This window comes from Brevibacterium aurantiacum (assembly GCF_007558825.1).
Classification (GTDB): domain Bacteria; phylum Actinomycetota; class Actinomycetes; order Actinomycetales; family Brevibacteriaceae; genus Brevibacterium; species Brevibacterium aurantiacum_A.
Window position 1 is genome coordinate 66,005 of record NZ_VLTK01000001.1, and the last position, 11,963, is coordinate 77,967.

The window sequence follows — 11,963 nt, forward strand, 5'->3', positions numbered from 1 at the left end:
GGAGATGTGTACCCTGATCTCATGAGTCCAGAGCGGGAAGTGGCAACGGTGGCGATGATCGGGTTCGGGGCGATCGGGCGACATGTCGCGCGGCTGCTGCATCCGGAGATTTCGAGTGGGCGGCTGAGGCTGACAGCCCTGGTCCGCGACCTCGACAAGCACGCCGAGCATCGTGGCCTGGGAGCCGATCTCATTGAGGTCGAGCATCATGAGGAACCGCGCTGGGCCGAACTCACGGCCGATGCCGTGGTCGAATGTGCGGGAGTTCCAGCTGCCAAAGCCTATGGTCCGGCCGTGGTGGCCGCTGGCACTCCGATCGTTCTCACCAGCGTCGGAGCCCTCGCGCATCGGCCGACCAGACAGGCACTTCTGGACGGCCCAGGCGAGCTGTATGTGACGAATGGGGCGATCGGCGGGCTCGACGTCCTCGAGGCCGCTGCTCAGGCACGGGCCCTCGACGACGTGTCGATCAGGACGGCCAAGGCCCCGGCCGGTCTCATCCAACCGTGGATGGACGCCGAGGAGGTTCGCCGGCTCAATGAGCTGACCCCGGCAGATGGAGCGCAGACCATCTTCACCGGCTCCCCCGCCGAGGCGATCGAGAGGTTCCCGGCCAACGTCAACATCACCGTCGCACTTGCCTGGGCGACGCGTGGGCTCGGATTCGACGCAGCTGAGGATGATGAGCTGATGGAGGAGGCTCTGCACCGGACGCGGGTGGAGATCCGGGCTGATCCCAGCCAGGTGGACTCACACCATGAGATCACCGCGAGCGGATCGGCAGGTGACTTCGCATTCTCGATCTCATCGACGCCGAGCCCGGAGAACCCGGCAACCAGCGGTCTCACCGCGCTCTCGGTCGCTCGCACCCTGCGGACATGTGTGGAGGGCCTCGCCCGACGCTGACCGTGGTTGCCAGGTCACAGACAACTGCCCCGAGACAGACAGCTGTCCCCGGCACGGCCGTCTACCTCGAGGGCAGATGGCAGGACCGGGGACAGGGTGCAGACGATGTCAGTCGTCGGGGTGAGCGATGTTCTCCTGCATCTGCAGGAACTCCACGTGACGACCGTACTTATCGAGGATGTCGTCGATGAGCTGTTCCTTCGAGTAGCCCATGACGTCATATCCCTGACCGGCCCCACCGTCGAGGTAGACCTCCATCCGGAAGTAATCCTCGGTTCCGCGCGGGATGTGTCCGCCGAACGAAGGAACACTGACCTTGTGCGGCCAGATCTGGTAGCGGAACGGGTATTCTCCCTTGCCGTCGACTTCGAGTTGGATGAGCTCACCGTCTTCGACGAACACGCCTTCTGTGTCGACTCGACCGCAGTGGGCGTCGACACCGCGCTCGACCATCTCTGCCACGACCTCTTCGAAGGTGGGCAGCAGGACGTCGCGTTCGAAGTCGCGTGCCTTCTTCCCGCTGGGGAAAGACAGGACTCGACCGAGCTGACGCTGCCAAGGCTCATGACCGTCGACTGTGCGCGAGCGTCTTGCCAGGGAACCGGGCAGACTCTGAGACGCGCTGTCGACTCGGTGTGCCTCGACTCGCAGCGCCTTGTACAGACCGACCATCACGAGGATGACGACGAAGGCGAACGGCAGACCCATCACGACGGTTGCATTCTGCAAGGCCCCGACACCGCCCACGATGAGCATGGCAATCGTCAGCGCACCGGTGGCCAGAGCCCAGAAGATGCGCAGCCCCGGCCGGCCGTCGTCCTGCGGGGTCGGCAGGCGCGATGAGAGGTTGGCCATGACGAGTGCAGCGGAGTCGGCCGTTGTGACGTAGAACAGCAGCGCGGTGATCGTCGCGAGTGCGGCGATGACAACGAATCCCGGGTAGTTCGAGAGCAGCTCATAGAACCCGCCCTCGGGGTTGAGCATCGTCTTCTCACCGAACTCCTTGTCGCCGTTGCGGATGAGGTCGAGTGCGGAGTTTCCGTAGATCGAGATCCACATGAAGATGTAGATGAACGGGATCGTCAGGGTGCCGACGACGAACTGACGGATCGTGCGTCCCCGCGAGATGCGGGCAAGGAACAGACCGACGAAAGAGGCGAAGGCGATCCACCAAGCCCAGAAGAACAGAGTCCAGTCGGTCATCCACGTTCCGGTGTCTTCGAAGGCGAAGGTCTGTCCCGCCATGTTCGGGAACATCCGCACAAAGTCGAAGACGTTGAGGACGAAGGCGTTGAGCAGGAATTTGGTGTTGCCTGCGACCAGGACCCAGAGGCTGAGTGCCACTGCCAGGAAGACATTGAGGATCGAGAGGAACTTGATGCCTTTGTCGACACCGGAGACGGCCGAGAGCGTCGCCACGGCGACGCCGACGACGACGATGCCGATCTGAGAGCCCACACCGATGGGAAGGCCGAAGACTGTGTTGAGACCGACGTTGACCATGACCACGCCGATGCCCAGGGAGGTGGCCACACCGAAGACGGTGCCCAGAAGCGCTGCAAAGTCGACGGTGTCGCCCAGTCCGCCATTGACGCGCTTGCCGAAGAGCGGAGCGAGCGCGGAGCGGATCGCCAATGGCATATTCATCCGGTAGGCGAAATAGGCCAGGGCGATGCCCATAAGGGCATAGAGTCCCCAACCGCTGATGCCGTAGTGGAACAGGGTCCAGACGGTGGCCTCACGGGCGGCCTCGACTGTTTCGGGTTCCGTGCTCGGCGGCGCCAGATATTGGGTGACGGGTTCAGCCACGGCGAAGAACATGAGGTCGGTGCTGATGCCTGCTGCGAAGAGCATCGAGGCCCAAGCCAGCAGCCCGTATTCGGGTTTGGAATGTTCGGGGCCGAGCTTCGTGTTTCCGTATTTGGACGCGGCGAGGTAGATGACGAAGACGAGGACGGCGGCCACCAGAAGGACATAGAACCATCCGAACCAGTCCGAAGTCCAGCCGACGACGGCACCGAGAACAGCCTCGGCGTTGGATGGCGAGATCAATGCCCAAATGGTGATGGCCAGAGTGCCGAGGGCTGCAGCGATGAAGACAGGCTTGTTCACCGGTGGGAGAACCTTCTTCGCACCGCCCTTCGGCGACTTGGCGGTTTTGTCCACTGTGGCTGTCATCGACTCACTCCTTCAGCGGACGACTTCGCGTCCACATCGATTTCCCTGTTTCTGCACACCGGACTCCCGGTGAAGACCAACCATGCAGGCTACCATATCGTAACCGTCGGTAACCGGATAGAGGTCAAACTGTGACCTCACCAGGCACCTTGTGGCCATCACGGCGCGCCGGGTCGCCCCTTCGCTCATTCCCTTTCGAATCAGCCTCAGTTCACAAGGAGACGAGGATCAGAGCCAGGGCCATGACGACTCCAGATCCGAGGAAGGCCACCGAGGTGTAGCCGAGGATGTCACGCATCTTCAGTCCCGCGATGGCCAGCACCGGCAGAGCCCAGAAGGGCTGCAGCATGTTCGTCCACTGATCGCCGTAGGAGACTGCCATGATCGCGATCGACGGATCGACACCCAACTGGTTGGCCGCGTCGAGCATGATCGGCCCCTGGACTGCGAACTGTCCGCCACCCGAGGGAACGAAGAAGTTGACCAGTCCTGCCGAGAGCAGTGCAAGGACACCGAAGGTCGTCGGGTTCGCGATCGAGACGAGAGCGTCGGAGAACACGGCAATGAGGCCGGTGCCGGACATGATGCCCAGGATTCCTGCGTAGAGGGGGAACTGGAGCAGGATCTCGCCGACGTTCGAGGCGGCTTCCTTTGTCAGATGGATGAGTTCGAAAGGGTTCTTCACGAGCAGGAAGATGAGCGCGAGGAAGGACCAGTTGACGATGTCGAGCGTGAGTCCACCGCCCTGGGCGAAGTGGATGATCAGGTAGATCACGAGTGCCAGGCCGACGATGAGAGTGAGGATCCGCGAGGCGTCGATGCGGTCGGCCGGGGTCACGACCTCCTCGTCGAGGGTGGATCTCGATTCGGAGGTGATCGACTCGGGCAGTTCGTAGACCGGGGCATCCTTCTTCGGCGCGATGAGGTAGAAGAGGACGGCGCAGACGACGATGACGCCGAGGATGGCGAGCAGATTCCAGGTGGAGAAGATGGTCTCGCTGACGGGGATGACTTCACCGCCCAGCGACTTCGCCAAAAAGGAATCGGGTGTTGCTGCGGTCAGCGGGCCCGAACCGGAGTAGCCCATGTGCCAGACCACGAAGCCCGAGTACCCGGCGGCGACGAGCAGCGGGAAGTGGACCTTGAGGCCACGGCTGCGCGCCTGAACGGCGATCTCACGCGCCAGCAGGGCACCAACGACGAGGCCGAGGCCCCACGTGATGAGACTGGCGATCGCGGCGACGACGAATACGAATACGTAGGCGAAGGCCGGGCTGCCGGGAACTCGGGCCAGCCATGTCAGCAGCCTCTGCACCGGTCCGGTGTTCGCGAGAATATGGCCCAGCAGCAGGATGAGGCACATCTGGGTCATGAACTCGAGGAGTCCTGCCAGTCCCTCACCCCAGCCGGTGACAACATCGACCGGACTGGCCCCGGTGAGGATGAACGCCAGGACGGCGACGATGAGAGTGAGAACGATAGCAAACGTCAGCGCTGACGGAATCCACTGTTCGAGGAAGCGGTTGATCGGACGCATGAACCCTTTTGAGGCCGCGGCGTTGACCTGGGGCGACGGCTTCGGTGCCGACATGAGATCCTCCTGCTGAGAAAAGTATGTGTGTCCTCAGCTTACAATCAGAGCGCTGACCGACTATGCGATCAGCGCTCTGAGAGTGGCAGGCGACTCCGCCTCAGTTCTTCTTGAACACCAGCTGCTTGTTGACGAACTCGTCCATGGCCAGCGGGCCCAGCTCACGTCCGACGCCAGAGCGCTTCACACCGCCGAAGGGCAGGTATTCACGGCTCCCCTCTGGTGTGTTGAGGAAGATCATGCCGGAGTCGATCTGGGAACCGACGCGCTCTGCCCGCTCCAAGTCGTTGGAGAACACGGCGGCACCGAGTCCGAACGGAGTGTCATTGGCCATCTCGACGGCCTCTTCCTCGCTGCTGACTCGGTAGACGATGACGGCGGGACCGAAGAGCTCTTCATAATAGCCGCGCATGCCCTTCTCAACATCGGCGAGGACGACAGGTTCGACGAAGGCGCCGCCGCCGTCGTAGCGCTTGCCGCCGGCGAGCAGAGTGGCGCCGTCCTTGACCGTGTCCTGAACCTGCTCGATGAAGCGATCGGCAGCCGCAGTCGAAGACAGCGGGGACAGGCGAGAACCTTCAGCACCGGGGGTTTCGGGGGTGAACTTCTTGGCCGCCTCGGTGATCGACGACAGGAACTCGTCGTAGACGTCATCCATGACGATCATGCGCTTGGGCGAATTGCAGGCCTGCCCGGTGTTGCCCATGCGGGTCTTGAAGAAGGTGTTCGCGCTCTTCTCCACATCGGCGGTGTCGAGGAGGATGTAGGGGTCGGATCCGCCGAGCTCGAGGACGACCTTCTTGAGGTTCTTACCGGCTTCAGCGGCCACGGCCGAACCTGCGCGCTCGGAACCGGTCAGGGACACACCATGGTTGCGTGGGTCGGGCAGGATGATGTCTGCGACCTGTTCGTTGCTCGCATAGATGTTGATGTAGGCACCCTCGGGCAGTCCGGCTTCAATGAAGATCTCTTCCATGATCTGAGCCGAGCGGGGGCACTGCGGGGCGTGCTTGAGCAGAATCGTGTTGCCCAGGGCCAGGTTGGGCGCTGCGAAGCGTGCGACCTGGTAGTAGGGGAAGTTCCAGGGCATGATGCCCAGCAGGGACCCGACCGGCTTGCGGCGGATCATCGCGGTTCCGTCATCGGGTCCGCGCAGGGGCTCATCGGCCATGAAGGCTTCTGCGTTGTCGGCGAAGTAGCGGTAGATGGCGGAGCTCAGTCCGACCTCTCCCTTGCCTTCGGGGACTGCCTTGCCCATCTCCAATTGGATGACCTTCGCCAGCTCTTCGGCCCGCTCCGCGTAGATTTCGGAGACGCGGACGAGGATCGCGGCGCGGTCGGCCACGGAAGTCTGACTCCATTCGGTGAAGGTGGTCGCGGATCGATCGAGTGCGGCCAGGATCTCTGAATCGGTTGCGGTGGCGAATTCTTCGGCCACTTCGCCGGTTGCCGGGTTGGTCACGCGATACATGGTGGACATGTCGAGCCTCATTTCTGCGGGGGTTGTTGACCTCGATCCAGCGGCGTGGAACCGAGTCTCCGGCACCGATCGACGAATGGATCCATCTCCCACGCTATGGCCCAATCACCTCGGCGGCAATTCCCCGTCCCATCCTGTGAGCGCAGGCTCGAGTGTGATCGCTGTTACTGTGTTGCCATGGACAGTGTGACTGAACTCGTGAAGCGCTATTACTCCACCGTCGATGCCGGAGACGCGGGTGCCACCTCGGCGCTCTTCGCGGCCGAGGGTCACTACGATCGGCCCGGATATCCGACCATGATCGGAACACAGATCACCGAGTTCTACCACGGTGAGCGCGTCATCGAATCGGGTGCGCATTCACTGACTGAGATCCTCATCGACGGCGACCGCGCATCCAGCCGCGGGGTCTTCACCGGTCGACTCAAGGACGGCACGGAAACGTCCGTGGGCTTCGCCGACTTCTTCCTCTTCGACACCGAGGGCCTCATCGCCGAACGCACCACCTACTTCTACCAAGCCGCGGTCTGAGGTGGCCCTGCCGGCCGAGGTGTAACTTCTACCAAGCCGCGGTCAGAGCGTCCCGGCGCAGGCGGACTGACCGTCCGGCCCCAGCCGTGTCCAAACCGACTGAACCTGCGCCCTGTTCGGCGCCCGGACTTCCTGCCGACGGCCCATTACCCCTGGAAAACCTGCGGCGCAGTCAAAAACTCAGGGCAGCTGTGAACCCACGAGGAAAAGAAACGGATCGCGACATCTAATTGATGGCGAGATGACTTCTACCTGCTGGTCTCGACTCCAGCGTTAACGTCCTCCAGTGGACTCCCCTGGACTACCTCGACTCACAGGCTCGGAGAAGTGTCCTGACTTCCCACCTATGGCGTCATCTGCCCAATTGGTCAATACGCCTAGCCGCGCACTACGGCTGTGACGGCGGCATGCAACTCTTCGAAGGCGGCATCGACTCTCTCCTCGTCTCCCGTGGCGAGAAGGTCGACGAGCAGCCCGCGCAGGGACCCCAGCACCAGGGTCGCCAGCGACATCGCCCTGGACGTCGGGCATCCTGCGCGGATCAACCCCGCTGCCAAGAGGTCGATCCGATCGTCCACCGATTGACGAACAGCACGACTCACGGTTGTGCCTTCCCGGTACCCGAAGATCGTGATCTCAAGGAACGTAGCGGCGTGACGCAGGCCGCTGCTTGAACGCGCCCGTTCCCATAGGGAGCGCAGAGGGTCGGGATCGTCATTTGGGATGTCCGGGTCGGCAAGTGCGACTCCGAGGATCGTCTCGAGGACTTCGGTGACGAGCTTCTCCTTCGTCCCGAAGTGGTGCAGGAGCGTGGCGTGGCTTATGCCGGCGACTTCCGCAGCCCGTCTCAGGGACAGGTCTGCGATGCCATGGTCTAGGACGTACTTCGTGACTGCCTGCAGCACCTCGCTGCGTCGGTGCTCGAATCGTCGCTTCCGTCCATCTGTTTCTGCCATACCTCAAAGACTAGACACTGACGGGGCCAACAGCTAGATTGATCTACCGTGTGGTAGAGAAACCTGACTTGTCGTTTGCCGAAGGAGAACTCGTGAAATCATTAGCCAGTCGGACCACATCCGCCCTGCTGCTGGTGGCGCTGACCCTGAGCATCGTGCTCACGGGTGCACCCGCTGGTGCAGCAGAGACGTCCTACGAGAATGGGCCGGACCCCACTTCCAGCAGCATCGAAGCAGTGAAAGGTCCGTTCGAAGTGTCAACGCAGACTGTTTCCTCCTATTCGGTCAGGGATTTCGGCGGGGGCACGATCTACTATCCGGCCAGCAGTGTCGAGGGCGGCTACGGCGCAGTGGCGATCTCGCCCGGGTACACGGCACGGAAGTCCAGTATCGCCTGGCTCGGATCGCGATTGGCGTCCCAGGGTTTCGTGGTCTTCACGATCGACACCAAAACCACCAGCGACAGGCCCGCTTCCCGCGGAGATCAGCTGCTCGCATCCCTCGATTACCTCACCGAGAACAGCAGAATCAAGGACCAGGTGGATCCCAACCGACTCGCAGTCATGGGGCACTCCATGGGTGGCGGCGGCGTCTTCGAAGCAGCAAAAGACCGACCCGAGCTTCAGGGAGCCATCGCCATGACCCCGTGGAACACGAATAAGACCTTCTCAGAGGTCAGCACCCCGACGCTCATCTTCGGGGCACAGGACGACACCGTCGCTCCAGTTTCCAGGCATTCGATTCCTCTGTACAGCGGACTGCCCAGCACCACTCCGCGGACCTACCTCGAGCTGCGCGGCGCCAGCCATTTCGCCCCGAACAGATCCAACACCACCATCGCTGCGCAGTCGATCGCCTGGCTCAAGGCATTCCTCGACGAGGATCGGCGCTACGACCAGTTCCTCTGCCCGGGTCCGACGACCGGCATCGACCTGAGTGATGTCCGTACCAGCTGCCCGTTCTGATCGCGCAGTCGCCAGGTGACGATGCACCGGCGGCGGCGAATTTCCCCACCGCCATCGCCATCGCCGGTGCGCCGGCGCCGGCGCACCGGCGCACCGGCGGGCCGGCAGACCCAGTATCCAGTCGGCGATCAGGGCGTCTCATTCCTCTTCGCGCGTTCCGCCCTTGTCGCGAGCATCGAGCACCGCACGTTGGGTGTTGTCTCTCGCCTCGGCTGCGGCCCGGCTCGGCGTCTGACCGTAGGCCCGCTCCACCTGGGCGTAGACATCAGTCATCCCCTCATCGCTGAGGTCGAGTGGAAGCTCGCCGATCTGAGCGAACGAGGCTCCGATGTGGTGCATGAAACCGCGGATCCCAGAGTCTCCCCCGCCGAGGTGCATCGCCTCGAACTGCCCCACCGCGGACCAGCGCAGGCCCAGGGAATTCTTCATCACCGCGTCGAGCTCGGGTGCCGAGATGACACCGTTGGACACCAGTGCGATCGCTTCCTTCATCAGCGCGTTCTGCAGGCGGTTGCCGACGAATCCGCGAACCTCCCGGTTCAGTGCCACCGGTTCGCGACCGCAGCTGCGGTAGAACTCAAGGGCGGCTTCGACCGTGTCGAGACTCGTCGCCGGGGCCGGCACCACCTCGACGAGCGGCATCAGGTGAGGTGGGTTGAACGGATGACCGACGATGACGCGGGCCGCGACTTCCGCCGGCAGGTGTCGAGCGATCAAAGATGCAGGGATGGTCGATGAAGAGGTCGCAAAGATCGCGTCGCTCGGGGCCGCGGCGGCGATCTGGGCGAACAGCTTCGGCTTGGCCTGAGGATCCTCGGGCCCCGATTCCTGCACGAACGAGGCCTCAGTCACCGCGGCCTCGACGGATTCGGCGAGGCCGATGGACCCGAGTTCGGAGGCGAGAATTTCGTGGGCGGCAGCATCGGCACTGACGTCGGCCTGCAACTCGGCGACCACCTCGGCGAGGTCGGGTCTGGGGTCGAAGACCTGGACCTGGTAACCCGACCGGGCGAACAGCCAAGCGAATGAACGGCCGATCGTCCCGGCCCCTATGACAGCTACGCAGAAGCTCATATTGTCAAGGCTATACCTGCCGATTGCTCTTCGACGCCACCCGCCGACACCAGCGCAGATGCTTCAGATATCGGTGTTCGGGCGCGTCAAGACGGGCGGTTCGGTGGCACAATGTCACCATGACACCGCGCGAAGGATTGACCACAGTGGACTCGGAGATCATTGCCCTGGCCGAGGATGAGTATGCGGCCGCAGCTGACGCCGCCCGGATCGAGGTGCGCGAGATCCACACCGCCGCCGAGGCCGCCGAAGCCGCCCTCCTGCTCGACGAGGTGTGGAGCGTCGACGAGACGGGCACCAATGTGCTCGAGCCCGGACTCATCGTCGCCTTCGCCCATGCGGGAAACTATGTCTCGGCCGCCTACAGCCTCGACGAACCCGACGAGATGATCGGGGTGACGATCGGCTTCTTCGGCCAACCGCTGGGAACGCTCATGCACTCACACATCGCCGGTGTGCGGCACCAGATCATCGGCCGCGGCGCCGGATCGGCGATGAAGCTGCATCAGCGCTTATGGTGTCTCAACCTCGGCATCACGGAGATGACCTGGACCTTCGATCCACTGGTGGCACGCAACGCCTACTTCAACTTCCAGCGCCTGGGGGTAAGAATGGTCGAATACCTCGAGGACTTCTACGGGCAGATGCGCGACGGCGTCAATGCCGGTCAGGCCAGCGACCGCATGGTCGTATCGTGGCCGCTCGACAAGCCGGCCAGGGCCACGCTCGCCGAGGCGGACGATGCCTTCGAATGTCTGCGCAGTGACGACAACGGTGAGCCGCTGGTTGCCGAGGTGCCCAAGGAAGCCAGTCTGGTCTCCCTCGACATTCCCTCCGACATCGAGACGCTGCGCGGCCAGGATGCCGAGCTCGCCTCACGGTGGCGGAAGGCATTGCGCGATTCGCTGACCGCGCTCGTCGCCGACGGCTGGGTCCTCGATACCTGCCTCAAGGGCGGAACGTACCTGCTCCACCACCCGTAGAACCGCTCGTGCTTCGAGACAACGGCGGAGCGCCGCGGCACCTGCGTCCGCAAGGTAGTCTCGGCCCTCCACCGTTGTCTCGGCAGAGCCAGCTGGGGCTGGGTTGGGCTGGGACTTGCTGGGGCTGGGCTGGTTGGTTTGGGCTGGTTGGTTTGGGCTGGTTGGTTTGGGCTTGAAATGCTTCCTTGATGTCATTTGATGCGATTTGATTGCGTTTGATGGTTGAGGTGGGCATAATCGTAATATGTTCCGGATTGCGACGCGCAATGACCTCGCCGAACTCGATATGCCTCGCCCCGACCTTGCTGCGGCATTGAATTGCTGTCTGCGCAGAGTACGTCGCGGCTACTACATCCTCATATCCGATTGCCCCCGCTCGCACTTCGAGACCATCCGGGGGCTTGCGCAGGAGCCCGGAACCACGTTTCCCCAATTCCACGGCGACATCAGGGACGAAGCCGAGGAGCTGCGGATTCGCATTGCATCTCGACGAGCCTCGGTGCTGCCAGGCGATGTCTTCTCTCATGTCTCCGCGGCACTGATCCATGGTCTGGATCCTGTTCTCACCGGGACGAAAAGGGTCGAGATCTCGAGAAGCGCATACTCTCGCAACTACCCGGATCTGGCGTTCTATGCTCGTGCCATTGCCGCCGAGGATGTCGATCGAAGCCTCGGCTACACCGTGACCAGCCTGCCCAGAACACTGGCCGACATCGCGCTTGATCACCCGCTGGAAGTATCGGTGCCGCTGATCTCGGAGGCGTTGCGAGCGAAACGAATTGCCAAAGAGGAACTCAAGTCATTCTTCTCCGCGGGAGCTCGGGGCCTCAGACGAGCCAGGTTGGCGCTCTGTCTGTCCCATGCCGCCTATGAATCCAATGCGGAGGCCTTCTGCGCGGTCAAATTCCACCGTCATGGCATCACTGGAATGACCCCTCAGGTCAATACCTATTCGCCGACTGGCAAGTTCATCGGCAGGAACGACTTTCGACACGAGAGGGCATCGGTCATCGTCGAAGTCCATGGAGTGGGCAAGTACTACATGCACCCAAGTGGCCCAGACGACGCCGCCCGTGAGAACCACCAACGCAATATGAACCTCGTCAACGCCGGATTCCGCGTCTTCAACCTGACATTCGGCGATCTCTTCCGACCCAACGTCTTTGCTCAGATCAGCTGGGCCATCACCTCGGCGCTCGACAACCCCTAGAACTCTCGACGCTCCCCCCGGAGCAACCTCTCGTAACAACGGCGGAGCGCCGAGGCGCCGGTGCGTACACAGGTGCCTCGGCGCTCCGC

At 62.7% G+C, this 11,963-nt stretch carries 10 protein-coding genes; 5 read left to right on the forward strand and 5 right to left on the reverse strand.

Annotated elements, in window-relative coordinates; all coding sequences use genetic code 11:
* Nucleotides 1–21 precede the first annotated feature (21 nt).
* Nucleotides 22–906: an aspartate dehydrogenase domain-containing protein gene (locus tag FO013_RS00370; protein ID WP_260847884.1), complete on the forward strand. Its 885-nt coding sequence runs from the start codon at nucleotides 22–24 to the stop codon at nucleotides 904–906.
* Nucleotides 907–1,014: 108 nt separating this feature from the next.
* Here FO013_RS00370 and betT read toward each other — a convergent pair whose 3' ends face one another.
* The 3 genes from betT to FO013_RS00385 form a co-directional block, all read right to left on the reverse strand.
* A complete protein-coding gene (gene betT / locus FO013_RS00375) occupies nucleotides 1,015–3,084 on the reverse strand; it encodes a choline BCCT transporter BetT (protein WP_143920512.1) in 2,070 nt (689 codons plus the stop codon).
* A 211-nt stretch (nucleotides 3,085–3,295) separates the two neighbouring features.
* Nucleotides 3,296–4,675, reverse strand: a complete 1,380-nt coding sequence (locus tag FO013_RS00380) for a short-chain fatty acid transporter (RefSeq protein ID WP_143920513.1) — start codon at nucleotides 4,673–4,675, stop codon at nucleotides 3,296–3,298.
* Between the two features lie 100 nt (nucleotides 4,676–4,775).
* Nucleotides 4,776–6,155, reverse strand: coding sequence for an NAD-dependent succinate-semialdehyde dehydrogenase (locus FO013_RS00385; protein ID WP_143920514.1), 1,380 nt, complete (start codon nucleotides 6,153–6,155; stop codon nucleotides 4,776–4,778).
* Nucleotides 6,156–6,332: 177 nt separating this feature from the next.
* Between FO013_RS00385 and FO013_RS00390 the strand changes: the two genes are divergently transcribed.
* On the forward strand, nucleotides 6,333–6,686 hold the full coding sequence (locus FO013_RS00390; protein WP_143920515.1) for a nuclear transport factor 2 family protein: 354 nt from the start codon (nucleotides 6,333–6,335) through the stop codon (nucleotides 6,684–6,686).
* A gap of 377 nt (nucleotides 6,687–7,063) precedes the next feature.
* Here FO013_RS00390 and FO013_RS00395 read toward each other — a convergent pair whose 3' ends face one another.
* Complete coding sequence (locus FO013_RS00395) at nucleotides 7,064–7,642, reverse strand: TetR/AcrR family transcriptional regulator (protein WP_143920516.1); 579 nt, start codon at nucleotides 7,640–7,642, stop codon at nucleotides 7,064–7,066.
* A 92-nt stretch (nucleotides 7,643–7,734) separates the two neighbouring features.
* Between FO013_RS00395 and FO013_RS00400 the strand changes: the two genes are divergently transcribed.
* The gene (locus tag FO013_RS00400; protein WP_222103557.1) at nucleotides 7,735–8,607 is read left to right on the forward strand and encodes an alpha/beta hydrolase family protein; all 873 of its coding nucleotides are present in this window, start codon (nucleotides 7,735–7,737) and stop codon (nucleotides 8,605–8,607) included.
* Nucleotides 8,608–8,745: 138 nt separating this feature from the next.
* On the opposite strand, the gene FO013_RS00405 is transcribed toward FO013_RS00400, so the two are convergent.
* Nucleotides 8,746–9,681, reverse strand: a complete 936-nt coding sequence (locus tag FO013_RS00405) for a 3-hydroxyacyl-CoA dehydrogenase NAD-binding domain-containing protein (protein ID WP_143920517.1) — start codon at nucleotides 9,679–9,681, stop codon at nucleotides 8,746–8,748.
* A 119-nt stretch (nucleotides 9,682–9,800) separates the two neighbouring features.
* On the opposite strand from FO013_RS00405, the gene FO013_RS00410 reads away from it, so the two are divergent.
* Complete coding sequence (locus FO013_RS00410) at nucleotides 9,801–10,664, forward strand: hypothetical protein (protein WP_143920518.1); 864 nt, start codon at nucleotides 9,801–9,803, stop codon at nucleotides 10,662–10,664.
* A 244-nt stretch (nucleotides 10,665–10,908) separates the two neighbouring features.
* Nucleotides 10,909–11,874, forward strand: a complete 966-nt coding sequence (locus FO013_RS00415; RefSeq protein WP_143920519.1) for a hypothetical protein — start codon at nucleotides 10,909–10,911, stop codon at nucleotides 11,872–11,874.
* Nucleotides 11,875–11,963: the final 89 nt, after the last annotated feature.